Consider the following 24732-nt stretch of genomic DNA (forward strand, 5'->3'; position numbering starts at 1 on the left):
AGTTTGGGTGCGCGACGATCTCACGCGAACCTGGCACGCGATCGCTGATGCGGGGTGTGTTCTGACAGTGGCAACACGCAGACGCGCAGGCGTTCCCACAGGCGTTCGGCTGCACTCACATCGTACTGACCGATGTAGTCTATGATAGTGGCTAGATCGGCGTCGGCCGACTCAAGCCAGAAGATAGGTAGCATCAGGACGATTTGCGCTGTCTGAGCCGTGCTAGTCGCTCGGCCATGCGTCGCTCAATCTCATCGTGTGGGATGTTCGGGCGCGGGTCGGCCATACTAGCGGCAGTTTTGGCCTGCAGCCAAGCCGTGTAGCTGACCTCCTGCTCAGTTTAGGCAAACTCGGAGATGATAGAGGGTAAAACAGCATTCATTCTGGGCGCTCCTCTGGTATCGATTATCAGTGAGGGTTTAAAGCCCCATGCGATTCCTGAGGGGACACCCACTCAAGGGACACACATCCACGCTGCATCCGCCCCTTTCGAATCGCCAGATGCCTTATTCACCTGCACTCCATGTCGAGTCAGTCGATAAGTCAGATAGGACTGAATTTTGGGATTAGACAATACATCCGAGTTAAGCAAAGCATACACATCCCCGACACATCGTGCGGAGAGCGTCACCAGTCCGGGATGGCCCTCAGCCTTCAATCGAATACCAATCGGCTGCGTAAAATGGTAACTTTCCGCATCCACCAGCGCTGGATATTCTGCGACACGTGGGCGCAGATCCACCAAAGCGGCGCCACAACGGACCCCATATAACAAACGATTCACGGTAATGCTTTCCCGGCCACCAGAAATCACCATCTGCTCAAAGCCCGCATCTCGTAAAAGCCGTGACCTCCAGTGATGTACCGTTTCGTAAACCGACGTTTCCACCGTATCCGCACCATACCAAACACCAAAGGAACCATCGCTGTATCGACTTACCGTCCAGTTTTTCAATGGGAACCAGATGGCTGCGAACCATTCAGCTTCCTCGAAGGGCCGGTCAATGGCAGGTGTCTGGGATATATAATGGTGCGGCTTGGCAGATGTTTCGTACTGCTGTGCCACAGTCCAGTCTTCCGGGTTATCCGAAAGATCGTTAAACAAGTCTTCCGATACCCGTAAACTGATGATGTTACGAATCAAGGTCTGGTGCGTATCCGCCAGTGTAAGTCCGTCATAGAATGACTCCACCACAATCATCCGCCCCTGGCATGGTCCAGATAGGCTCGCAACATCAACAACCCGGTGAATCCCCAATCGCGAACCACTTCTACGGGGGTCCGATGGTCGAAAGCACGGTTACGGGTGGTCATCCATTGATAAGCCAAATCCCGGTCATGCGGAAAAAGTAATCGCAGATTTTTATGGATGGCGAGTAAATGTCCCGCACGTTCCAGCAGATCCCTGTTTGCGCCTAAGGGTTCCCCTTTGCGATACCGGCTGAGGGCTGCGCGGTTCTCGGCCGCCAAACCCAATAAGGCAAGTTGCCCTTCACTATCCACCATCCAGAGCTCAAAGGCCTTCATCAGCATCTTTGCCAAGGCTGCGCGATCATGGATTTTGTTTGCTCTGTCTGAGATAACTGCTGTTTGCGTCATGGTAGGCCTCCTGCACGACGGAATTAAGTATAACAAATAATGTTGCATTTGCAACTACTTTGGATCTTCTTGAGATGGTTTAATGTATTGTTTTCCCGCCAACCTCACCCATCTCAGTCAACCCCCACATAAATCATTCACTCAGATGCTCATGCGTATGGTGGCGTAACATTCAGCAAACTATATCTCATGAAAATCGGTGAAACTTCAGTAGCAAATAATAACGGACATTTTGCATCGCCAACGAGTTCGTACTGAGATAATCCTTGCGGGATGCTTCTGAGAGAACCCGACCCTTGCTATCCGTCACGGCAATATTCTGGATTTCCGGCTGCGCCTGCAGATGATTTTTTAACGGGTGAGAGGATCTCAAATCATGAGCTGACGGTATCTCGTGCAAACTGTCCGCAAGAAGATCCAGAGAGGGCATAATTATGAACTATTGGAATGATTCAGTACTTTTAGCCAAATTTCAGATTAATTTCAAGGTGCGTAAAAAAACCTGCATCGATATGAAAACGATGCAGGCTGCTGTGATGGAGTTATGGAGCGTTAACTGGGCATGGCGGAAATAAAGGCCGCTGGCACGGGGAATTCTCCCAGGGCACTGCGCAACACCGCGAAATGCATGGCTTCATCCCCTTCAATATTGGCTGCTGCATGGGCCAGTTCAGGATTACTAAACTCAGGCACCGTTCCCAGATAGGCCTTGGCAGCACCAACTTCCAGACCGGCCGCAAAATGCAAAACATCATTCTGGGTTTTCAGCTTATCCAGAGGAAATCCCCACTGACTGGCCAATTCGGTTATTGGCGCTTTCAGAGAGACTTTTGGAGCAACCGGAGTCCCACCCAGCTTTTTGATGGTTTCGGCGAGAATAGCCGCATGGGCTTCATGATCTGCCTGAAATGACAGAGCCACTTTAAGCAATGCCGGATCCAGCAGCTTGCTTTCGGCCCCGACCTGATAAGCAGCAATAGCCTGATGCTCCGCATTCAGGGCAAAGTTCAGCAAATATAAATCATGCTTCGGGCCTTTGGGCATGGCAGCTGCTTCCGCCAGAGCCGGCATGGTTAAACCACTGACTGCAGCCAGTCCCAGCCCAAACAATGCACTTTTCTTGAAAAAATCCCGACGATCCAAACCCTGATTTTCCATTTCTTTCATGACGTTCTCCTGAGCATGTGACAGCAATATTGCCATCCCCACTTAACTACGCATTCGCTCCTTGTTTGGATGCAACAAGATGATTATTGCAGACTTAACTACTTAAATGCGTCGATAAAATATCTGCCTTATATAATACGGCCGTAGTCGGCTGGCCAGTTGGCGAACCGCCTTCTGGCTCCATTGTGACCGCAATCAGGGCAACCGAGCGCATATCGAGATGGTCTGGAGTCACCAATATTGGTGTGTGCCCTGGATGGATCGGCAATAATCCCATGGATATGGGCTTTTTGCCCGGAACAATGGCCCAGAGCTGCAAGGATTTATTGGCAGGTAAAGACATGCTGCGCATGGTCACCAAGGCCATATGATGATCATCAGCCCGCAACATCCACACCGCCTGACCCGATGTATTGTTCAGCACTGCCATATAAGGCATGCGCGGCGGTGCTGGCCAGAGCAGCAGAAGAACCAGCGCCACCGCCAAGCCAGCCGACATGGCGCGCCACAGCCCCAGTTTCTGCCACCAGGAAACATGGCGGGCTGTAACTGCGTTAGCGATTCGCGCTGGCAATTCTGCTACTACCCCTTGCCAGACCGAACGCGGGGGGGCGATGGGTGGCTCCTGCAGACTGTAGGGCATCAAGGTGTCCTCCCACTCTGCCACCCGAGCAGCCAACCAGGGACGAGAGCGCAGCATGCGGGCAAAACGCAGCCGTGCACGCCCGTGCAAGGTCCCCAGGACATAGGAACCCGCGAGCAGGTCCGCAAGCTTTGGCCACTTATTCAGATTCATGATGCAAACAGTCTCTCAAACTTAAAAGTCCCCGACGAATCCAGCTTTTGACCGTACCCAACGCTTCACCAGCAAAACGCGCCACTTCGTCGTAACTGGCTGCGCGATAAAAAGCCTGGGAAATAGCCTGCCTTTGATCGCTGGGAAGTTGCTCCAGACAATCCAATAAAAGTTGTTTTTCCGAAGCCATCCGGGGGTCAGCAGGAAATTCCTGTTCTCCCCACTGCTCCCAGTTTTCGTCTTCCCAACCTGGCTGATCTTTGGGAAGCCGTCTTAATTCATCAATAGCCTGATAACGGACAATAGCCGCCGCCCAAGCCATAGGAGCGCCCCGGCCGGCCTGGTATTCTCCCGCTTTTAACCAGATTTTCACAAATGCATCCTGTAAACAATCGGCCGCACGGCCCTGTTCTCTTAAAATACGCAAAGCAACAGGAAACAGATGCGCAGCCGTGGCATCGTAAAAATCACGGAAGGCTTGCTGATCAGCAAGAGCCACTTTTTGCAGGAGTTTTTCCAGTTCGGCGACTTCAGGCACCAGTTATCACCGTAACCTGATAAACAAAAATTTACATTTTACATCTCGATTCATGGGACAACTCACCTTAATCTGTATTTCACAGGCGAGAGCATAGCGCAAAAAACTTTGTCCTGTAACATATAGCAGCATTTGAATATTTTTCGGAGAGGATGATAATCATGAAAAAACTGTGGATAAAAAGTCTTTTGACCAGCGCAATACTGGCGGGACTGGGATTGAGTAGTGCGGCCTTTGCTGGCCCCGTAGATATACAACTCAATGTAGGAACCCAGCCCGTGTATGCAGCGCCAGGATACCCCCCTGCCATTCTTACGGCGCCGCCCTTGATGGTCTGGCTGAGCAATCTGGGCGTTTATGCGGCCTATGGTGCTTCGCAACCCATTTTTTATCAGGGTTCCAACTACTACTATTATTATGGTAACCGCTGGTGGTCGGGTCCGGGTTATCGTGGTCCATGGCGTCCCATAGCGGCTCCGCCACCAGCATTGCGACGCTGGAATCATCGCGATTGGCAGCGCGTGCAAAGAGATGCTGGCCGCTATTCCCGAGACCCACATTGGCGGCATTTTCGTCCGGCAGAAAGGCCTATGCCAAGGCCGCAGCAGCGTCCGCAACCGGGTCGTCCCGGCGGTCCACAGTTTCAGCATCCCAATCGTCCGCAGATGCAACAGCGGCCACAACCCATTCAGCGTCCAGCACCAGGACGTCCGGAATTCAATCGCCCGGGAGGCAGGCCCGAACAAGGTGGTCCCGATAATGGTCCGGGGCGGGGTCGCGGACAGCCAGGTTCAAAACCGGACCGTGGGCATCACAATCAGGGCAACGGCCAGCCCTGGCAGGGCAACCATTAGGCCAGCTTACTTCTGACCCAATCGCGGGCGGCCTGGAGAGCATCATCCAGTGCCGCCGGATTACCGGCACCAGCCTGGGCCATGTCGGGTCGGCCGCCACCTTTACCACCCAGCGGCATAGCGACCACATTCACCAGATCACCCGCGTGGATACGGCCTGCCAAGCTTTTCGCCACAGCGGCGATTAAGGCCACTTTTTCACCGTCTACTCCAGCCAGGACAATCACGGCTTCAGGCAACTGACTGCGCAGGCGATCTAGTGCGTCCCGCAGCGCTTTGCCATCCATACCCTCCAGACGGCTGATGAGAACCGGCACACCAGCCACCTCCTCACTCCGCGCAGCGAGATCCGCACCAGCCCGCGCGGCCTCATCCCGCTTGATTTTCTCTAGTTCTTTTTCGAGCTGACGTAAACGCTCGAGGGTCTGAGCCAGACGCTGATCCAGATCCGCTGGTGCTACTTTGAGCAAGCTAGCTGCAGTCTGCAGGCGTTGTTCGTCACGCTGGATAAGATCCAGAGCTGCCGCTCCGACTACGGCTTCAATACGACGAATGCCCGCTGCTACGCCGCTTTCGCTAAGAATCTTGAAAACACCCATATCGCCAAGCGCTTGCACATGCGTACCCCCACAAAGTTCCAGTGAAAAGTCGCCCATGCGCACGACACGGACCTCATCACCGTACTTTTCACCAAACAGGGCCATGGCACCCAGAGCCTGGGCTTCGGCAATGGGTAGAATCTGCGTATCGGCAGCGTAATTTTCTCGAATCACCGCATTGACGCTGCGCTCTATTTCCTGCAACTGTACAGTCGTCAGGGGTTCGGGATGACTAAAATCAAAGCGCAGCCGCTCCGGATTGACCAACGAACCTTTCTGCTGAACATGCGTACCGAGAATATTGCGCAATGCCGCATGAAGTAGATGGGTTGCGGAATGATGGGCAGCGGTCGCGCGTCGGGCCAACTCATCCACACTGGCCAGCAAGGTGTCTCCTGTCTGGAGACGACCCGACTGCAGCACACCCACATGCACATGCAAACTGCCCATAGGTTTTTGGGTGTCATTCACCATAAATACGGCATTTTCGGACTGTAATTCGCCGCGATCACCCGACTGCCCGCCCGATTCTCCATAAAACGGCGTCTGATCCAGAATCACGATGCCCTTGTCCCCGGCGTCAAGAAAAGCCACTTCTTCGCCATCACGCAACAGCGCCAGCACTTTTCCCTCACCCACACATTGGATATAACCCGTAAATTGTGTGGCGGAAAAACGCATGGCGAGATCATGATAAATCCGCTCGGTTTTGATTTCGCCACTGCCACTCCAGGCGGCGCGGGAACGGTTGCGCTGCTCACCCATGGCCACTTCATAGCCTGCCATGTCCATGCGCAACTGTCTTTCGCGGGCGATGTCGGCGGTTAAATCCACCGGGAAACCATAGGTGTCGGCCAATCGGAAGATAATCTCACCGGGAATAGCTGCATCGGCGGGCAGTCCGGAAATCGCGTCTTCCAGCAGACTCAGGCCACGTTCCAGAGTCTCCCGGAAACGGGTCTCCTCACGCTCCAAAGCCCGTTCTACATCACGCTGCGCCTGAGCCAGTTCAGGAAAAGCCGTCCCCATTTCGCGTACCAGTGGCGCAACCATTTTATGAAAAAACACGGTTTCCATGCCCAGCTTGCGACCATGGCGGACTGCGCGCCGAATGATGCGCCGCAGAACATAGCCTCGCCCTTCATTAGCCGGCAGTACACCATCCGTAATCAGAAAGCTGCAGGCACGAATATGGTCGGCAAGTACCCGCAGACTGGTATCCGTTGCGGCATCCTGACCATAGGCTTTGCCGGAAATTTCGGCTGCTGCCGCAATCAATGGCTTGAATAGATCTGTGTCGTAATTGTTATGCACGCCCTGCAGAACGGCCGCCAGGCGTTCCAGTCCCATACCGGTATCCACGGAAGGCTTGGGGAGCGGAGTCAGTTTCCCGCTGCCATCGCGGTCATACTGCATAAAAACCAGATTCCAGATTTCAATATAACGATCCCCGTCTTCTTCGGGGCTGCCGGGAGGGCCGCCCGGAACATCCGGGCCATGATCATAAAAAATTTCCGAGCAGGGACCGCAAGGACCGGTATCGCCCATGCTCCAGAAATTATCTTTCATACCGCAACGGGAAATACGTGCGGGATCAATACCTATTTCATTGATCCAGATCTGAGCGGCTTCGTCGTCTTCTTCATAAACCGTAATCCAGAGCTTGGCAGCCGGAAGCCCCAGTTTTTCCGTCAAGAATCGCCAAGCGAAAGCAATCACTTCGCGCTTGAAATAATCTCCGAAGGAAAAATTACCGAGCATTTCGAAAAAGGTGTGATGACGCGCCGTATAACCCACGTTTTCCAGGTCATTATGTTTTCCGCCCGCCCGCATACAGCGCTGGGAAGAAACGGCGCGCTGATAGGGACGTTGCTCCAGGCCCAGGAACACGTCCTTAAAAGGAACCATACCGGCATTGGTAAACAGTAAGGTCGGATCATTGCGGGGAATCAGCGAACTGGAGGGCACCACCTGATGACCCTGTTCCACAAAATAATCCAGAAAAGCTTGGCGAATGGCTTGCGCTTGCATCGGTCTTCCGTCATCCATAAAAAAATCTAGTCGTTAAAATCATCCGGATTTTTGCCCGGATCCGCCAGTACGTGTCGTATCTGTTCGGGCAAAAATCCCCGTCCCGCCAAAAAACGTGCACGCCGCGCATAGTCCCGGGCATCTTCAGGGGCTGTGTTACCAAAACGTTTTTGGTAAGCGGCCTGCGCCTGTGCCTGCCAGTTGACGCTTTGCACCGCCATGCCATCGTGCTCTTGAACGTCAACCCCGGCCCGCTGTAAATCCTGACGCAGGCGTAAGGGGCCATGCCCCTGTCGCAGCCGGGTTCGGGTCAACATTTCCACATAACGCTGGTCATCCTGATAACTAGATGCTTTCAGGCTGTCGAGCACCTTCTGTATCTGCAGGCCATCAAAGCCTGCGTGGAGTAATTTGTCCTGCAACTCTTTGCGACTGTATTCCCTGCGCGTCAGCAGGCGCAGGGCAATGGTCATGGGATCGGCAGGAGAATGGCTGGCCAATTATTCGGCTGCCGCAGGCTCCACGACATCATCCGTGAATGCCAGCGGATTACCGGCCGCAGCAGCACGGACCTGTTGCTCGATTCTGGTCGCCAGTTCCTTGTGCTCCTTGAGATATTGACGGGCATTATCCTTACCCTGACCAATACGTTCACCCTGATAGGAGTACCAGGCTCCACTTTTTTCCACAATTTCAAACTTGACGCCCAGGTCTACCAATTCCGAAAGGCGAGAAATTCCCTCACCGTAATAAATGGCAAACTCGGCTTCGCGGAACGGCGGAGCCACCTTGTTTTTGACAACCTTGACGCGAGTATCATTTCCCATGACCTCGTCACCTTTTTTAATGGCACCAATCCGGCGAATATCGAGGCGCACGGAAGCATAAAATTTCAGGGCATTACCCCCGGTCGTGGTTTCCGGACTGCCATACATGACCCCGATTTTCATGCGGATCTGATTGATGAAAATCACCAGGGTATTGGTTCGGGAGATATTGGCGGTGAGCTTGCGCAGCGCCTGGCTCATCAAACGCGCCTGCAGGCCGACGTGCGAGTCGCCCATATCGCCTTCAATTTCCGCCTTGGGTGTCAGGGCAGCTACCGAGTCCACCACAATCAGGTCCACGGCTCCGGAACGCACCAGCATGTCGGCAATTTCCAGGGCCTGCTCACCAGTATCCGGCTGGGAAACCAGCAGATTTTCCAGATCAACCCCAAGCTTGTGGGCATAGCCGGGATCCAGGGCATGTTCGGCATCAATAAATGCGGCAGTGCCTCCGGCTTGCTGACAACTGGCAATGGCGTGCAGGGTCAGCGTGGTTTTACCGGAAGATTCCGGTCCATAAATTTCGACCACCCGACCTCGTGGCAGGCCACCAACACCCAGAGCCAGGTCCAGCCCCAAGGAGCCGGTGGAGTAAACGGCAATGTCCTTGATGGCATCATGATCACCCAGGCGCATCACCGCGCCTTTACCAAACTGCTTGTCAATCTGGGACAAAGCGGCCGCAAGGGCCTTGCTGCGTTGATCATCCATCATGTTGTCCTTTTCTGAATTGAGGAGAGTATTCCACTCGGGCATAACCCGTTTTTGCAGCGGCCTGCTCCGGGCATCCGGGCATTAACCGACCCGGTTATCAAATCCACATTTTCAGGCATTCTACCTGAGCAACCGGAATGGGCAAAGACGCCCACAATAAATCTTTCATCCACACAGCAAACTCAGCAAGCCACCCAACGCCACCGACCCGGATGCATACTGTACGTTCCAGCGATCACCACGAAAATGACAGGTTCGTACCTGTTGTTGACCATTGCGCTGCCCCCAGGCAATACAGACCGTACCTACCGGCTTGCCCGACACTGCCCCGCCAGGCCCGGCGATACCCGTAATCGCCGCACCCAAATCGGCTTCCTGCAACAGACCATTGAGCATTTCCAGAGCGGTTTCTTCGGATACTGCCCCATAGCGCATCAGAGTTTTGGCCTGCACTCCAAGAAAGTGGCGCTTGGCGGTGTTGCTATAGGTGATCATACCGTGCTGCAAAAGCGCTGATGACCCGGATAAAGCGGTAATCCGGGCTGCGAGACCGCCACCGGTGCAGGATTCGGCCACGGCTAAACGCGGCCCACCCGCTTTGGGGCAATGTTGCAGCAGCGCCCATTCTGGTGGCGCCATGGACAAATCAAAAGCGTCTGGCGTTTTTTCCTGAAGCCAGAATTCACCGGGTAAAATTTCTGTGCCCTGACTTTGATCGCTAAAACAACTGAAACTATGTGGACAAGGTGGTAAATAATGCTCCGCCCAATCGCGCAGACCCTGCCAGTCGCCAGCCGGAACCAAGGCGCGCTGCGGAATAACTTTCCAGGCATCGGCGTTGGCAAAAGCGCCGATGCCCAGGGCCGCGCCCTCGATATCAGGCAGGACGGCGGTCAGCTCAATGCGCGCACGAATGCCACTCTTTAAGGCCCAGGCTTGCAGGCGCTGAGCATCGGGTAACACCGCTGGCCGCATGGGCAGAAAAATATGAAGTAAATCGCCACTGTTCATAACCAGCCCATCGCTCGCAGCCCCTGTAAAATCAGCCAAGCCGGAATTGCTGCCGCCATGTCATCCAGCATAATGCCCGTTCCACCATGAATATGTCGATCCAACCAGGAAATGGGCCAGGGTTTGAGCATATCGAAAAAACGGAACAGCAAAAAACCGATACCCAAGGCTGCCCAACTGAACGGTATCCAGTACAGGGTCATCAACAGCCCCACCCATTCATCCCAGACAATGGCGGGTGGGTCAAGGGCACGCTTGCCGGCAGCACCGTGACGCAGGTCTTCGGCAGTCTGGCCACAAAGCCAAGGACCTACAGCGATCATGAGCAAAAGCACGGCAGCATATATCCAAAGATTGTGCAGCAGCAAAGCCAGCAGCAAGTAAAGCGGAACAGCGGCAATGGTACCCATAGTTCCCGGAAGAATGGGCGCAAGACCACTGCCGCCACCAAAGGCCAGCCAGTGATACCAGGGCCTAGAAAACATGTTGGTGGCCCCGTATGTCCGGTAGCGCCAAGAGCTGCTCCTGCCAGTAAATATCTACAGACTCAGTGGCTTGCGGGTCTGCTGGCAACATCTGCCCCACTGCCGTTATTGGCAAAGCACAGCTATGCGCGATGTTTATCAATGATGGGGTCAGTGACGGCGGAGCACAAAAAATAAGTTCATAATCATCTCCACCCGTCAGGGGCCAGCGTTGCAGACGCGCCAAGTCCTGATCAATGCAATCACGCAAAGCTGGACTAAGAGGCAGATGTTCCAGATTAACACGGGCTCGCAGCCCGGAGGCCTTCACAATATGGCTGAGATCAGCCAGAAAACCATCGGAACAATCCATAGCGCAAGCCACCCCGGCTGCCAGTGCCGCCCGGCCAAAATCCAGACGCGGGTCCGGACGCAAGCGTCGGGCTTCCAGTGTCTCGGACTGAGCCGCAGAACAGGCAAAATCATAGCCCGGCATACTGCGGACCATAAAAGCCAGATCCAGAGCTGCTGCTGCATCTCCCAGCGTCCCGGTCACCCAGATCAGATCACCGGGATGGGCGGCATCGCGGCGCATAACGCCCTGCTCCGCGACCCCCAATACGGTAACAGACAAAGTCAGCGGACCATCTGTTGCTACGGTATCGCCACCTACCAGTGCCACGTCGGCGCTTTCAGCCAGCGCACGCCAGCCCTCGACAAATGCTTGCAACCACTGCGAATAGCCTTCAGCACGCACTGGCAAAGCCAAACTGAGCAGGCACCAACGCGGCTGCGCGCCCATGGCGGCCAGATCGCTGAGATTCACCGCCAAGGCTTTCCAGCCCAGATCAGCAGGATCCACATCGACAAAAAAGTGGCGTCCGGCAACCAGGGTATCCATACTGGTCACCAGAGACTGTCCGGCTGGATCCAGCCAGGCTGCGTCATCTCCTATTCCCAGTAGCACCCCTTTCCCGCCACCGCCACCGCCACCGCCACCGCCACCGCCAAGTTTGCTTTGCAACTGTTCGATGAGTGCAAACTCTCCGTCCACCATGAATGCTCCGTTTTTAAACTGGTTCGCGCTTGGGCCACATTTTCTGTGTTAGATTTGCTTGAATTGTACAGTAATTGGAATCTGCGCGTATTCATCAAGCCATGTCCAGTCTTTCGTTACCAGCCATGACTCCACCACAAGACCGGCAAAAGCCGGTTGTTGGGCGCTTTGCGCCCTCCCCCAGTGGTCCCCTGCATGCCGGTTCGCTGATTGCCGCTATTGGCAGCTATCTCAGCGCCCGCAGCCAGGATGGGCTTTGGCTGCTACGTATGGAAGATGTGGACGGGGACCGGGTGCGGCCCGGAGCTGCGGAAGCCATTTTACGGCAACTGGAAGCACTGGGTCTGGATTGGGATGGCCCAATCTGCTGGCAGTCTCAACGTCATGATTTTTATCAACAAGCCTTGGAACAGTTGAGCAAAGATGCGCATGCTTATCCATGCGCCTGCACCCGGCAGGAAATCCGCCAACACGGTGGTATTTATCCCGGCACCTGCCGCCGTGGGCTGGCCGTGGGTCGAACAGCACGCTCCTGGCGACTGCGCGTTCCCGAACAGTTTCCGGTCTGGAATGATCGTTTTCACGGTCTTCAGAACACGCCTCCCGAACAAGGGGATCCGGTTCTACTCCGCGCCGACAATTATTTTGCTTATCTCCTGGCTTGCGTGGTCGATGACGGCGCACAAGGCGTGAGCGAGGTCATCCGTGGTGGCGATTTACGCACCTTTACTGGAGTACAGCGACATTTGCAAAGCCTCCTGCATCTGCCCCCGACCGAATATGGGCACCTGCCACTACTCTGCAATGCCGATGGCAGCAAGCTTTCCAAAAGTAGTCAAAGCCCAGCCTGGACAGGAAACCCCGGACAAGGCTGGGAAACGACCTTGGGCTTGCTGGGATGGGACACCCCCGCCGAACTCCACGGCGCATCCGCTGAACAATGGCGTAACTGGGTCCTGGCAGAGGCGCGGGGTAAGACCCCATTCTGGCATCCACCAGCCACAAGCGTTACGCTACCGCTATGAATGTTGATCCAATAGTGGTCCTGGAGGCTTTTCAGCGACTTTGGCCTGCCCTCTTAGGATGGCCTCCGGAGCAATAATGAATCTTCCTGAACTGGTCCCCGCCACCCTGATTCGTCGCTACAAACGCTTCCTGGCGGACTGCGAACTCGAAACGGGTGAACCAATCACCATACATTGCCCCAACTCGGGAAGCATGCGTAGTTGCGCAGAACCCGGACAAGCCATTCTCATTTCCCAAAGCAATAACCCCAAACGCAAACTCGCCTGGACCTGGGAGCTTTACTGGAGTGGCAGCAGTTGGGTGTGCATCAATACCCAGCGGCCCAATCATATTGTTGCCGAAGCCATTGTCGCCGGCCAGATTCCCGCCTTGCAGAATTATGATGAACTGCGGCGCGAAGTACCCTATGGCAGTCATGAACGGGTGGATATCCTCTTGCAGAACCCCCGGCTTCCCCCCTGCTATGTCGAAGTCAAATCCTGCACGCTGCTGGATCCGGATGGCGTCATCCGTTTTCCCGATGCAGTCAGCACCCGCGCCCTGCGCCACCTGCATGCACTCCGCGAGGTTGTAACCAATGGCGGGCGCGCCGTCATGTTTTTTTTGATTGGCCGCGAAGATGGTCAGGGTTTTGCCCCGGCCGACCAAGTAGATCCGGCTTATGGACAGGCGCTCCGGGAAGCACGCAGCGCGGGTGTGGAAATACTGGCCTACCGAACCCGGGTCAGTCCTGATAAAATAGTGATTGATGCGGCAGAGCAGCTATTTTTTTAGCCGCTTTGAGTCGCCCCAGGAGAATCTCATGTTACAACGTCGAAAAAACCCCCCTCAGGGCAACATCAAAACCCCTGAAGAAGTCGTAAAAATGCGTACTGCCGGGCATTTGACTGCCATGGTGCTCAACATGATCCGGCCGCATGTCAAAGCCGGCATCACTACCGGAGAATTGGACCGGATTTGTCACGATTATATTGTCAATGATTTACAGGGAATTCCCGCCCCGCTGAATTATCAGCCCAGTCCGGAATATCCGCCCTTCCCCAAATCGGTCTGTATTTCCCTCAACCATGTCATCTGCCACGGTATTCCTGGTGACCGGGTTTTGAAAGATGGAGATATGCTGAACATTGATGTGACGGTCATCAAGGATGGCTACCACGGCGATAGCAGTAAAATGTTTACGGTTGGCGAAGTCCCCTTGCGTTCCAGAAGGGTGATGGAAGTTGCTCACGAGGCCATGGTGCGCGGTATTGAACAAGTTCGACCGGGCGCCACCCTGGGCGATGTCGGCCATGCCATTCAGATATATGCTGAAGCCCAGCATTGCTCGGTGGTGCGGGAATTTTGCGGGCATGGCATTGGCCGGGTATTTCACGATGAACCCCAGGTGCTGCACTATGGTAACCCCGGCGAAGGCGTGGAGTTGGTGGCGGGAATGACGTTTACCATTGAACCCATGATCAATGCCGGTAAACGTCACATCAAGGCGTTGCCCGACGGCTGGACCATTGTCACCAAGGATCACAGTGCCTCGGCGCAATGGGAGCATACCATTCTGGTCACCGACGACAGCTACGAGGTATTAACCCAACTCCCCGGCGATCCCATCTGAACATGCCCCAATTCAGGGCAGGCGAGAACCTGCCGGGTGTGCCGGAAACCCTGCGTAAGGAACGGTCTGTTTTACAGAGCCGTTTCTCCCCACGGCAGAGTAGTCGTGCGCTCTTGCGCCAACACTGTGCATTGCTCGATAAAACCTTGCGTAAAATCTGGCGTCAGACTGCAGCGCAGCATGGGCAGAGTGTAACCAGACTCAGCCTGATTGCGGTGGGAGGTTATGGACGCGGGGCTCTTTTTCCCGGTTCAGACCTGGACCTGCTGATTCTCACCCCACCCACGCTTACGGAAGCTGAAAAGCAGTTCATTCATATTTTCATGGCAGCACTGTGGGATTTGCAAATGCAAGTGGGTTCCAGTGTGCGGTCGGTTCAGGAATGCCTGGAAAAGGCGCGAGAAGATCTCAGCATTGCCAGCACATTTCTGGAGGCACGTTATCTTTACGGTGCGCGTGAATTATTTGAACAACTCGAACAAACCCTTCACGCCAATCCGCCCTGGAAACCGGAAGTTTTTTTTGCCGCCAAACTCGCCGAACAGGAAAACCGCCACGCCCGCTGTAGCGATACGGCTTTTCATCTGGAACCCAACCTGAAAGAGGGGCCTGGCGGGCTTCGCGATATTCATCAACTTCAATGGCTGACCGGTAGCATTTTCGGAGACAGCAGTCTGCTGTGCCTGCGCCAGAAAAACCTGGTCACCCCGGATGAATATCGCCAACTTCTCCGGGCTCAGTCTTTTCTGACGCGCCTGCGCATCACCCTGCACTATGCCACCGGACGCCATGAAGACCGCTTACGCCTGGAGCAACAACGCCAACTCGCCGAAGTACTGGGTTATCGGGAGCGTCCTGGCCGCAGCCCGGTTGAACAACTCATGCAAAAGCTTTATCGCGCTTTTGCCGACATTATCCGCATTGCTGCCATTGCCCAGGAAAATATTGCCCTGTATCTGGCCGCTCAAGGCAGTCTGAGCGAAAATTCGCCTCAACCAGCCCGAAACACCGTGCTCATTCCCCAGGCAGATGATCCGCAATTATTGCAGAAAATATTACGATTATTCCGCGAGCTGGCTGAAAATCCACAGATCATTTCTCTGGATGCCTTGACCCAACGCGCACTTTATAAGCTGCGCAGTAAAATCCAGCCCCGCAATCTGGAACAGGATCCCATCGCCAGAAATGAGTTCCTGGCACTGCTGGCGCAAGCGGAGGGCGCTTATGATAGCCTGAAAATTATGCACCAATGTGGCATCCTCGGGCGGCTGATTCCCGCTTTTGAACGCATTACCGGCCGTATTCAACATGATCTGTTTCACGTGTACACCGTCGATCAGCACACCCTGTTTCTGTTGCGCAATATTGGCCTGCTTCACAAGCAGGAAGAAACCCGGATGTCCGTGCTCAAACAGGCCTGGGCACAAGTGGATAAACCGGAACTACTGGTTCTGGCCGGGTTATTTCATGATATCGGCAAAGGTCGGGGTGGCGATCATTCCAAAATTGGTGCTCAGGAGGCGCGACGTTTTGCCCGACGCCTGCAACTGTCCGCCAGAGACACCGAGCTGATCATCTGGCTGGTGGAGCAGCATTTGCAGATGAGTACAGTATCCCAACGCCGTGATCTGGAAGATCCTCAAGTCATTCAGGATTTTGCCGAAACAGTCGGCGATGAACGGCATCTGGCCTACTTGCTGTTACTGACTGTAGCCGACATGCGTGCCACCAATCCAGACCTCTGGAACGATTGGAAAGGCTTATTGCTCAGTACCTTATATCGCGCTACGGCTACTGAACTGCAGCAGGATGATCGCAGCCGTCAAGATCTGCCTCACATTGTCCGGGATCGTCAGGAAAACGCGCTGCAATACCTGACTCAGGATGAGCAAGTTCGCGCCAGAGTGTTCTGGCAGCATTTGTCAGGTGCCTATTTTTTACGTTACAGCGAAAATGAACTGCTTTGGCACATTCAGCAGATTCTCGCCCATAAAAGTCGCAAAACCCTGGTAGCAATCCGCGCCCATCAGCCTGAGGGCAGCGAAATCCTGATTTATGGACCGGACCGTCCCGGTCTTTTTCAGCAAATTACCGGCGCACTGGATCGCCAGTCCCTCAACATTATCGACGCGCGCATTGATACCAGTGAAGATGGCCGGGCCATTGACACCTTTATGGTCATTGACAACAGCCACGCCTTTGCGCGAACTGAACAGGCCGACCATGATCTGGCAGCACGGCTGCGCGCCATCATCGAAGGAGAAACCGAAAGTAAACCACATTTTGGCCTACGCCACCGCGACCCCCGCCATCGCTTTTTTGCCCAGCGTCCCGCAGAAATCCGTGTGGATAACCACGCTCTCTCCCGCTATACCTTGCTGGAAGTGCGTGCGGCCGATCATCTTGGACTACTTTATCGGGTAGGTGAGGTATTACGAGACTTACAACTCAATATTCATGGTGCCAAGGTGTCTACATTCGGTGAGCGGGTGGAAGATACCTTTTTCATTCTCAATGAAAGGGGTCGGCAATTAACGGAAACCCAAAGCAAAAAACTTACTGGTACGCTGGATGAAATGCTCAACGGGCAATCACACTGAATGACTATTCCAAATAATAAAGGCAGATTTACATGTGGGATTTTCTGATTCCTAAAGCCGACCGCCGCCGCGATCGTACTTTGGCGCTGGCGGGTATTATCCGTAGCGCCCTGCTGGTGCAGAATATTGCCCGCAGCGGTGAACAACCGGGAGTACTTTTGGCTACCTGTATTCATAGCATTCTGTCTTTGGATAGTGCCAATACTCGCCAGGCACTGGGAGACATCCAGAGTTTACGGCAGGCATTGGCCCTGCTCTGTCCGCTCCTGCAACGCGGCCCGGCCAATGCCCAGGAAGCCGAACTGCTGCGCTATGCTATGGCGATGAGCAGTCTGAGTAAACGCCTATTAAAAAATCAGACCGCTTCCCAGCGCGTGCATGAAGGTATTCAGCAAGCTCAGCGGCAAATTCAGCATTTTGGTGATCCGCTGCAAAGCAGCATCATTGCCGGTTTGGCGCAAACATACACAGAAGCTATTGGCACCTTGCGCCCGCGCATTATCGTCAGCGGAGATAGTCGCTATTTAAGTGATGCTGACGATGCTGCACGAATCCGCACGCTCTTACTCAGTGGTATTCGTGCTGCTGTACTCTGGCGCCAAGCGGGGGGTCACATTCCTGGAAGCCTGCTCGAACGTCGGGGCATTTGTCAGGAAGCGGAAGAGTTGCTTTCTATGAACAATACATGCTGAAAATGGCCGATGGCCGGGAGGCTTTGCCGCGACTTTGGCCCGCGCCGTTGTTGTTCTTGGCGAAATCCAGCGCCCGTCAGGAGAGCTGTCTGAGCCCGCAGGGCGAGTTCTCTCCTGACAGCAGGATGAGCCTTAGAACAACAGGCAAGGGACGTTGGAGCAAAAAGCCTCCCGGCCATCGGCCATTTTCAGCATAAAACCGGCAACTCACAGCAGTGGTCAGGTTCAGAGCATCCGAATTAATTTTGAAAATTATCGAGGCCATAAGCATCCGTATTTTGCCTCTGTGCCGGCATCGTATTGCTAACGACTGATGCCGTAGACGCGGTGCTGAGCGGCGCAATGGTAAAGGGTTTGATGCGGGTGGTAGGTAGCGATTGGGTCTGGGGTTGAACCGCGACAGAGTGCGCGGGAGCAGTCGTCGACTGCGTACTTGCTGTACTGACCGCACTTGCAGTACTTGCCGTACCGGATTTAAGTGGCTTGGTGGCAACAAGATGCGCTTGACCTGATTGAACAGGCTGCGCATGAGCAACCTGCTGAGGTTGCTGATAACCCATGGTGTATAACTTCCCAAGCATCGCATTCACCAGAGCCTGGGCACCATCCCAGGTCAAATGGACCTGATCAGGATCAAAGTAATTGTATTGATCATGGCTGATCCGATCCCAATGCAACAAATAAACATTGGGATATTGCGCCTTGGCGCGGAGATATTGTTTTTTGACTTCATCTTCCCAGACTCTGGGAACATTGGGAATAATCAGCATGACTTTGCGATTTCCAGCTTCGCGCATTACCTGATCCAGATTTTGGGTTAAAACATCGCCATTACTGCCCAGTTCCAAAACGATATAGCGGATATCTGCATTTTGAGGTTGCGTCAACTCTGCCTGCAGGACGGATGGGGCACGCGAAAACTGTCGACCCACTTTACCGTCCAATATGGCATTGGGAACCTGATGAATCACAAAACCTGACCATCCCAGCAGAATGGAATCCGTAACAACCAATACCTGCTTATCCGGGTAAGCCGGATTCTGGCGCATTTCCTGTCCGTTATAGAGATATTCCGGTTGTGGATTGGGTTGCCAGGCGAAGGAGCCTGATGCTGTAGCTGCCGACACAAGCGCAGTACTGAGCGTACTGGCCACCGGCCCCGCCAAAGCTGCAGCACCTGATTGCCGGACAGACAGCAACTGTTTTTGCAACTGGGCAATTTTTAGCGCCTGATAATGCTTGTATAACAGCAGATGAAGATTTTTTTCGCGCTCATGAATAAATTGCTGATTAACCACCACTGAATCATACCAACCGGCAATGCCCAAGCCCAGAATCAAAGCCACAGTAAAAGCAGTTTGCAGGGAAAAATGATGCCGCGCTTTCTTGCCAAAAGCATTCTGTATGCTGACTTCAACCAAGGCATAGGTAAGCACCGACAACAACAGGATAATCAGCACAGAAAGTATCACTAAAACGTAATTAGTGGCGCCATGATAAAAATAATAGAGGAAAGAAATAACCGGAACATTCCATAAATACAAAGAGTATGACATCTCTCCCAAAGCTCCGCCCAACTGCCATTTCATCTGTGCAAAGACAGTGGATCGTTCTGCTGCATAAATATAAATTGCAGTAAGCAATAACACTGGTAACGAATAGATGACATAATTTTGATACGGAGCCAGTAGTAACAAGGCAACGATACCCAGCACCGCCATGACCACCAACAAATCAAAAAGAAAGGAGATTTTTTTAGGTTCACGACCATTCAGAATCGTGAAGCACAAAATACCTGCAACATAGGAAAAACCATGCCACGGCAAAACATAAGAGGCATTAAGCTGATGATGTATACCCAACCAGTATGCCCCGCCCGTTGCAACCACCATCAATATCAACATCAGCACCACATAAAAATACTGATTGCGGATTATTTTGCGCAGAAAAAAATGCAAAACATACAACTGCACCAACAATGAAATAAACCACATGCCGATAAACGGGTGTGGCATTGCAAACGTCTGAAAATAAGGTATATGATGAAATATCAGGTAAAAGTTATAGACAAACAGCGATGAGTAAATAGCTGGTTCCCAACTGGTCAGATGAAAGTAATAACCAAATAGAGCGACTATCCAGGTCACCACCAGCATAGGAATGACAATCCGTGAAAGACGTCTTCTGAAGAAAGTGCGCATGCTGTTCAGAAAACCGGCATCTGCCGTGTGACGCATGGATCTTTCTATTAAGTATCCGGAAACGAAAAGAAAAACATCAACACCCAGATAACCACCAGAAAACCATGCACTGCCAAAAGTGATGGTTTCATGCACATGAAACCCGATGACGCCAACCATGGCGAGAAACTTCAGATAATCCAGATAGAGCATTCCATCATCCCGCAATAAAAAATTTAATAATTAGTTTTTGGCTTCCGTTTTTTTAATATCACGGGCAATGGCATGGACCATGACCTGAATTCCCTGCCAATTGGGATGAACCAAATCCGTCCAGAAGTATTGCGGATGATTTCTGCTGAGCAGGTCCCAACGCACCAGATGCACGTTAGAATGCGTGGCGGCGGTTTGCAGATAAAGCTGTTGTACTTCATGTTCCCACGATCTGGGCATTTCCGGCATCACCAGAAATATCTGGCGGTGGCCAAGCATTTTGAGTAGTTGCTGCATATCCGCAGGATATACTTCACCATTGGTACCCAATTCGATGACGACATCACCTACCCCTTGGGTCATCCCGGTTTGTTGCATGGTCTTCCAGATGGGCAGCGCGCTGGAGAACTGTCTGCCCACCCGCCCACTGATGAGCGCATTGGGAAATACATGCGCAAAATAACCCGACCAACCGGTCAAAATACTGTCACCGATGATAATCACACCGACTGGATAGGTTTTAGGAAAACGCAGCACCGAACGTGCATCCAATACATAACCTGGATCGGGTGATTCGGAAAAATCCTTGTGGGCATCAATAATCGCCATCTGATCCAGATAACGCTCGGGTTTCTGCGCGGCGGGCCCCATACTCGCCGTGACGGGGGCAGGCAGAGTCTCGTGGACGGACTTCACCGCATAGGAAGTGTTTTCATCCATACAGGCTGCAAGGCCCAGACAAACACCGATCAACAAACTGAAGCGTGCCAGACGGATGGGTTCTACTCCTGTGAAACGACTGGAAAAGTTTCGAAGCAACTGATGCGACATGACTATCCTTGATGTCTTTGTTTTTTTGCTGAGCGACTTTAACAATAAAACGAATTACATGCCACGCTCAATTTTATAAACCCAAGCCAGCACCTCGGCTACAGCCTGATATAGCTGAGGAGGAATTTGTTGATCCAGGTCCAGCTGCATGAGCAGATTAACCAGCTCCTTGGACTCATGGACAAAAATACCAGCCTCTCGCGCTCTGGCAATAATTTGCTCGGCTACCAGGCCCTGACCCTTGGCTACCAGTGTAGGAGCCGCATCTTCTGCCTGATAACGCAGAGCCACTGCACTTTTGGGTTTATCCATGTACGGAATCCTCCACAGGAAGAATCTGCTGCGTCGAAACCTGTAAGCCCAAATCCTGCAAGGACTGGGTCAGCGCTCTTCCGTGAGCCCGCAACAAAGCGGCCTGATCTGCAGTGAGAACCAGATGCAAGGTAGACTTCACCAATTGAAGACGGGCTTCCACGTGACCCAGCTTGGGCATATCAAGAATGAGGGTACTATCCCAGCGTCGGGAGGGAACATCTTCACCCATTTGAGAAGACGCTTCACCATCTCCATCACGACGCCTCACCAACCAGCTCACGTTCTGACCTGGCCAAAGAGGTCCTGCCCAGACAAACTGCTGCTGATTCAGAACCTGGATTTGTTGTCCCAGAATTTGCAGAGAGGCAGTCTGAGCATTAGCAGTCAAGGCTAAGGCTCCCGATTTATTCAAATCGGCAATTTGTGTGTATGTCGCCACGTTCTGATGAGCGATCTTGCCGGCATCAGTGGCCTGGAGCGATGGCGACTCCAGTACAACTGTCTGAGTAAAAGACAAGGGAGCATTACGGGTAGCGCTGGATGCTGTGTCAGTCATGGATCTGCCCGCATTTTGCGGTTCGGCCAACAAGTTTTGTGTGGTCCATTGTCCCTGGTTCCAGGCGGCCAGATGACTTTCATAAAAAACGCCACTCTGCTGCAAACTACTCTGTAAAAAATTCGCAATATGGGCCGGTGACTCATCATTCGGCGCTAACATAGCCGCAGTATGAACGATTTGCGTAGCCTGATTCCCGGTCTGGACCAGGTCACGCAGGGATTGTGCAGTATCCGATAAAGCCACGTGATCACTACGCACTGCTGCCAAATTACTCATCAGCAAAAACTTGGGATTATTACTGCCACCCAGGTAAGTCAACTGCAGTTCCTGCCCTGCTGACCAGTGGCCTGGTAAATCAAAGGCCAGTGTTTTGCCTGCTACCGCAAGCATTGTTTGCTGATTGTTCGATTGTAGCACTTTTGCACTCAGCGTATTTCCCGGCAGCAAGCTATGGGATAGCGCTGTTGCCGTGACATTATTTAGAGCCGTTTCCACGACTCTGATGGCGTATGCTGTTTCCAGAGTTGTGGAATTCATGCGCGCTTTTCTTCATTCAGACGTCGAATCAACCATTCGGCATCGTCTTCGCGCATCTGACAGGCACTAGCTATGAATTTGGCATCTCGACCAGCTTCTGCCAATAGTCGCAGTATCAATAACACAATCAGCAGAAGTATCCAGCACATGCGCAAGACTCCTCAACCGTCAGCTTTTCCACCAGTTTTTTATTTTACCACCCCAAGAAGACGGTTGCTGTTTTCCGGAACTGCGGAGCCCAATACCCAGCATCCTCAAAATTTCCCGATCACGTGTTTGCACATATTGGGCCACTTTTTCCTGATCAGCGGCCGGTGGATTTTGAAACTCCACACCCAGAATGACGCCGGTAGCTCCTGCAACATGATTGTCCACAAAACGAACGACGGCAGGCATATGCAAAGGGTCACTGTCGCGAATTTTAAACACCAACTGCGATAAAATTTCACTGGGCTGAAAAGGCAGATCCTTTGGACAGCGACTCATAATCCGGATTCCGCCAGCACTGATATCCTGCATACGTCCAGAAACCATCATGGCACCCTGACGATAAATTTCTACTTCATCGGGATCCTGTACAGTGGGAGGTACCCGAAAAAGCTGACGACGCTGTAACTGATAAATCGCATCGGGATAATGCAGAACAATGCCAGATTCGTCTTGACGCAATATTTGGCTCTGAAAACCACTGATCACTCCATCCACCCGAGAAAGTACCGTGACTTGCAAGCCAGCATCAATCTGCGTAGGAAAATTCAAGGGCACATCAATGTGCAACTCACTTTCCGACCTTATATCCAGTAACAGCGTGTTATAACTCTGAATCTGGTCGTCTAGCCATAAAGTACAGAAAATATGTTCCCGCAATAAATTTTCCAGAATGCCTGATGCTTTTACCGAGGCCGTGACACGAAAGCGTTCGGAAAACAGATTGCGACGCATTTCATGAATTTGTTCCGTCATAAATACCTGCTCTGATCCAGAATATGCATTATCTTATCAACACCCATGATGGCTGTCGTCAGTTAAGGACTATGAATGAATTTCTTGCCAGAGACCAGCCATATCCTGGAGGCCTACCGTTCGTACCGAACGGAGAACCGGCGGGATCAAGCACGCTCGCCAGGTAAAAAAGGCATTTTCCGGCAGTGGGGGAGAAAGAAGGTATCCCTGAATATAGCGACCACCAAGTTGTAGCCACAAATATAGCTCATCAGGGGTAGCAACACCCTCTGCAACCAAATCGCAGTCCGTCAACTCGCTGAGCAGGTGACTGGCTCCCGCCACACCAAAACTGGCGATATCCTCACGGAACGCCCGAATAAAACTCTGATCCAGCTTCAACTCATTGAAGCGTAAACGGGCAACAGAAAGCAATGAAGAATATCCGGTCCCAAAATCATCCATGGATAACTTGAATCCTCGAACTTGACACCATTCCATCACCGGAAGCGCAGATTTACGCCCGGTAACAGAAGCCGTTTCGGTAATTTCCAAGGTCAAACCATTACCATCAGGACACAACTGTTCAATATCCTGCATAAATGCAGGATCCAGAAAATGTTTAGCGCCAATATTCAAAGCACCCAGAAAATCACGTCATACCCACAGCCGTTGCTGCGCACGGCGAGAGACTTCTCCTCCGAAAAACTTAAAAGCATTTCCGCCCTGGCACTTGGCTTCGGCCAGTGCTTCATCGGCCTGAGCCATCAGTGTGTAGACATCCTCTCCATCTGCCGGAAACATCGCCCAGCCAATAGATGTAGATAAAGCGGAGTCCAACACTTTGCGTGCCGCATTCTGGACGGCTTTCAGAATGTCTTCTCCGATTAAAATCGCGTGATCGGTATCGTTTAATTTAATTAAAAGCCCGAACTCATCTCCACCGACACGTGCCAGGATATCATCAGATTGGGGCAGCAATCCCTGTAATTGCAAGGCAATTTCCTGTAAACATTGACCTGCCTCCAAGGAACTGAAAAGGTAAATTCTCCGGATCGAGACTCAGAGGTAGTTGCCACAGGCCAGTCACTTCCAAAAACTCGACAAAGAAGACCAGTTGTCCAAAGGGCGTGGCTGCGGATTCCTTGTCCCAGGACACCTGAATCCGACCCCCCAAGGTGTCGACGATCATGGCCTGTACTGCCTCTGGAATGGCCTTTTGCAGGTGTTTTTCTTCTTCACCCATTGGGTGAGTCTCCATGTGCAGGGAAAGCTGAATCCTATCAAATGGATAATATTATTTCAGTAGGGGTAACTGCTGTTTTTAGGATAAACTGCCGCCCATTACCATCAGTGCCGGCGTCGCAGAATTGAGTGAAAACATGAATAACAGCGAGACATTACTGCGCGCTGCTGACCAGGCCTTACTTGTAGCAAAGCGAAATGGTCGAAGAAATAGGCAGCCCGAAAACGTTGCTGGAAGTTAAACATCTTACAGGCGTCCTGATTCGTACGAACCAGATATTTACCGACAAGATATCGGCAGTCACGTGAACCGCGAAGGCCTC

Annotated in this window: 28 protein-coding genes and 1 pseudogene; 7 read left to right on the plus strand and 22 right to left on the minus strand. The window is 52.7% G+C overall.

The features are described from left to right. Positions 1 to 20 precede the first annotated feature (20 nt). The 7 genes and pseudogenes from HJG40_RS08125 to HJG40_RS08150 all read right to left on the minus strand — a co-directional run bounded on the left by HJG40_RS08125 (position 21) and on the right by HJG40_RS08150 (position 4100). Positions 21 to 194, minus strand: a complete 174-nt coding sequence (locus HJG40_RS08125; RefSeq protein WP_226857307.1) for a type II toxin-antitoxin system RelE/ParE family toxin — start codon at positions 192 to 194, stop codon at positions 21 to 23. Continuing rightward, positions 194 to 328: pseudogene (locus HJG40_RS15400) on the minus strand (antitoxin PaaA2 family protein); the annotation flags it as partial. The pseudogene HJG40_RS15400 and the gene HJG40_RS08125, both read right to left, overlap by 1 nt. A 126-nt stretch (positions 329 to 454) precedes the next feature. After that, positions 455 to 1192, minus strand: a complete 738-nt coding sequence (locus HJG40_RS08130) for an RES family NAD+ phosphorylase (protein ID WP_215863723.1) — start codon at positions 1190 to 1192, stop codon at positions 455 to 457. Between the two features lie 5 nt (positions 1193 to 1197). Beyond that, the gene (locus HJG40_RS08135) at positions 1198 to 1599 is read right to left on the minus strand and encodes an MbcA/ParS/Xre antitoxin family protein (protein ID WP_215863724.1); all 402 of its coding nucleotides are present in this window, start codon (positions 1597 to 1599) and stop codon (positions 1198 to 1200) included. 552 nt (positions 1600 to 2151) lie between these two features. Beyond that, a complete protein-coding gene (locus HJG40_RS08140; RefSeq protein ID WP_215863725.1) occupies positions 2152 to 2766 on the minus strand; it encodes a ferritin-like domain-containing protein in 615 nt (204 codons plus the stop codon). A 94-nt stretch (positions 2767 to 2860) separates the two neighbouring features. Next, the gene (locus HJG40_RS08145; protein ID WP_215863726.1) at positions 2861 to 3562 is read right to left on the minus strand and encodes an anti-sigma factor; all 702 of its coding nucleotides are present in this window, start codon (positions 3560 to 3562) and stop codon (positions 2861 to 2863) included. Continuing rightward, the gene (locus HJG40_RS08150; protein WP_010639211.1) at positions 3549 to 4100 is read right to left on the minus strand and encodes a sigma-70 family RNA polymerase sigma factor; all 552 of its coding nucleotides are present in this window, start codon (positions 4098 to 4100) and stop codon (positions 3549 to 3551) included. The genes HJG40_RS08145 and HJG40_RS08150 overlap by 14 nt, the downstream gene beginning before the upstream one ends. A 161-nt stretch (positions 4101 to 4261) precedes the next feature. Between HJG40_RS08150 and HJG40_RS08155 the strand changes: the two genes are divergently transcribed. Then, positions 4262 to 4954 carry a hypothetical protein gene (locus HJG40_RS08155; RefSeq protein ID WP_215863727.1) on the plus strand — a complete coding sequence of 231 codons (693 nt, stop codon included), beginning with the start codon at positions 4262 to 4264 and terminating at the stop codon, positions 4952 to 4954. On the opposite strand, the gene alaS is transcribed toward HJG40_RS08155, so the two are convergent. From alaS to thiL, 6 genes are all read right to left on the minus strand, one after another. Then, positions 4951 to 7584 carry an alanine--tRNA ligase gene (alaS, locus tag HJG40_RS08160; protein ID WP_215863728.1) on the minus strand — a complete coding sequence of 878 codons (2634 nt, stop codon included), beginning with the start codon at positions 7582 to 7584 and terminating at the stop codon, positions 4951 to 4953. The genes HJG40_RS08155 and alaS overlap by 4 nt on opposite strands. Before the next feature lie 26 nt (positions 7585 to 7610). After that, entirely contained in the window at positions 7611 to 8057 is a 447-nt protein-coding gene (locus HJG40_RS08165; protein ID WP_215863751.1) for a regulatory protein RecX, read from the minus strand. A gap of 27 nt (positions 8058 to 8084) precedes the next feature. Continuing rightward, positions 8085 to 9122, minus strand: a complete 1038-nt coding sequence (recA, locus tag HJG40_RS08170; protein ID WP_215863752.1) for a recombinase RecA — start codon at positions 9120 to 9122, stop codon at positions 8085 to 8087. 168 nt (positions 9123 to 9290) lie between these two features. Further along, positions 9291 to 10175, minus strand: coding sequence for a CinA family protein (locus HJG40_RS08175; protein WP_226857308.1), 885 nt, complete (start codon positions 10173 to 10175; stop codon positions 9291 to 9293). Continuing rightward, positions 10133 to 10621 carry a phosphatidylglycerophosphatase A family protein gene (locus HJG40_RS08180; RefSeq protein WP_215863729.1) on the minus strand — a complete coding sequence of 163 codons (489 nt, stop codon included), beginning with the start codon at positions 10619 to 10621 and terminating at the stop codon, positions 10133 to 10135. The genes HJG40_RS08175 and HJG40_RS08180 overlap by 43 nt, the downstream gene beginning before the upstream one ends. Next, positions 10611 to 11657 (minus strand): thiamine-phosphate kinase, encoded by a 1047-nt coding sequence (thiL, locus tag HJG40_RS08185; RefSeq protein WP_215863730.1) that lies wholly within the window; start codon positions 11655 to 11657, stop codon positions 10611 to 10613. The genes HJG40_RS08180 and thiL overlap by 11 nt, the downstream gene beginning before the upstream one ends. A 74-nt stretch (positions 11658 to 11731) precedes the next feature. On the opposite strand from thiL, the gene gluQRS reads away from it, so the two are divergent. From gluQRS to hflD, 5 genes are all read left to right on the plus strand, one after another. Further along, positions 11732 to 12682: a tRNA glutamyl-Q(34) synthetase GluQRS gene (gene gluQRS, locus HJG40_RS08190; RefSeq protein ID WP_226857309.1), complete on the plus strand. Its 951-nt coding sequence runs from the start codon at positions 11732 to 11734 to the stop codon at positions 12680 to 12682. A 76-nt stretch (positions 12683 to 12758) separates the two neighbouring features. After that, positions 12759 to 13457, plus strand: a complete 699-nt coding sequence (sfsA, locus tag HJG40_RS08195) for a DNA/RNA nuclease SfsA (protein ID WP_215863731.1) — start codon at positions 12759 to 12761, stop codon at positions 13455 to 13457. Positions 13458 to 13485: 28 nt separating this feature from the next. After that, a complete protein-coding gene (map, locus tag HJG40_RS08200; protein ID WP_010639892.1) occupies positions 13486 to 14295 on the plus strand; it encodes a type I methionyl aminopeptidase in 810 nt (269 codons plus the stop codon). 2 nt (positions 14296 to 14297) lie between these two features. Then, positions 14298 to 16895 carry a [protein-PII] uridylyltransferase gene (gene glnD, locus HJG40_RS08205; RefSeq protein WP_215863732.1) on the plus strand — a complete coding sequence of 866 codons (2598 nt, stop codon included), beginning with the start codon at positions 14298 to 14300 and terminating at the stop codon, positions 16893 to 16895. Positions 16896 to 16927: 32 nt separating this feature from the next. Further along, positions 16928 to 17587 carry a high frequency lysogenization protein HflD gene (hflD, locus tag HJG40_RS08210; RefSeq protein WP_215863733.1) on the plus strand — a complete coding sequence of 220 codons (660 nt, stop codon included), beginning with the start codon at positions 16928 to 16930 and terminating at the stop codon, positions 17585 to 17587. A 239-nt stretch (positions 17588 to 17826) separates the two neighbouring features. Here the strand turns inward: hflD and HJG40_RS08215 are convergent, their stop codons facing one another. The 9 genes from HJG40_RS08215 to HJG40_RS08255 form a co-directional block, all read right to left on the minus strand. Beyond that, complete coding sequence (locus HJG40_RS08215; RefSeq protein WP_215863734.1) at positions 17827 to 19980, minus strand: acyltransferase family protein; 2154 nt, start codon at positions 19978 to 19980, stop codon at positions 17827 to 17829. Positions 19981 to 20010: 30 nt separating this feature from the next. Further along, a complete protein-coding gene (locus tag HJG40_RS08220; RefSeq protein WP_215863735.1) occupies positions 20011 to 20811 on the minus strand; it encodes an SGNH/GDSL hydrolase family protein in 801 nt (266 codons plus the stop codon). A gap of 54 nt (positions 20812 to 20865) precedes the next feature. Next, positions 20866 to 21123 (minus strand): EscU/YscU/HrcU family type III secretion system export apparatus switch protein, encoded by a 258-nt coding sequence (locus tag HJG40_RS08225; protein WP_215863736.1) that lies wholly within the window; start codon positions 21121 to 21123, stop codon positions 20866 to 20868. Then, on the minus strand, positions 21116 to 22222 hold the full coding sequence (gene fliK, locus HJG40_RS08230) for a flagellar hook-length control protein FliK (RefSeq protein WP_215863737.1): 1107 nt from the start codon (positions 22220 to 22222) through the stop codon (positions 21116 to 21118). Before fliK ends, HJG40_RS08225 begins: the two co-directional genes overlap by 8 nt. Further along, the gene (locus tag HJG40_RS08235) at positions 22219 to 22371 is read right to left on the minus strand and encodes a hypothetical protein (RefSeq protein WP_215863738.1); all 153 of its coding nucleotides are present in this window, start codon (positions 22369 to 22371) and stop codon (positions 22219 to 22221) included. Before HJG40_RS08235 ends, fliK begins: the two co-directional genes overlap by 4 nt. Before the next feature lie 19 nt (positions 22372 to 22390). Continuing rightward, a complete protein-coding gene (locus HJG40_RS08240; RefSeq protein ID WP_215863739.1) occupies positions 22391 to 23185 on the minus strand; it encodes a flagellar brake protein in 795 nt (264 codons plus the stop codon). Positions 23186 to 23254: 69 nt separating this feature from the next. After that, the gene (locus HJG40_RS08245; protein ID WP_215863740.1) at positions 23255 to 23803 is read right to left on the minus strand and encodes an EAL domain-containing protein; all 549 of its coding nucleotides are present in this window, start codon (positions 23801 to 23803) and stop codon (positions 23255 to 23257) included. 18 nt (positions 23804 to 23821) lie between these two features. Continuing rightward, positions 23822 to 24160, minus strand: a complete 339-nt coding sequence (locus HJG40_RS08250) for a diguanylate cyclase domain-containing protein (RefSeq protein ID WP_215863741.1) — start codon at positions 24158 to 24160, stop codon at positions 23822 to 23824. Beyond that, positions 24129 to 24410, minus strand: a complete 282-nt coding sequence (locus HJG40_RS08255; RefSeq protein ID WP_215863755.1) for a hypothetical protein — start codon at positions 24408 to 24410, stop codon at positions 24129 to 24131. Before HJG40_RS08255 ends, HJG40_RS08250 begins: the two co-directional genes overlap by 32 nt. Positions 24411 to 24513: 103 nt before the next feature. Between HJG40_RS08255 and HJG40_RS15405 the strand changes: the two genes are divergently transcribed. Beyond that, on the plus strand, positions 24514 to 24651 hold the full coding sequence (locus HJG40_RS15405) for a nucleotidyl cyclase domain-containing protein (protein WP_368355961.1): 138 nt from the start codon (positions 24514 to 24516) through the stop codon (positions 24649 to 24651). Positions 24652 to 24732 lie beyond the last annotated feature (81 nt).

This window comes from Acidithiobacillus concretivorus (assembly GCF_018853445.1).
Classification (GTDB): Bacteria; Pseudomonadota; Gammaproteobacteria; order Acidithiobacillales; family Acidithiobacillaceae; genus Acidithiobacillus; species Acidithiobacillus concretivorus.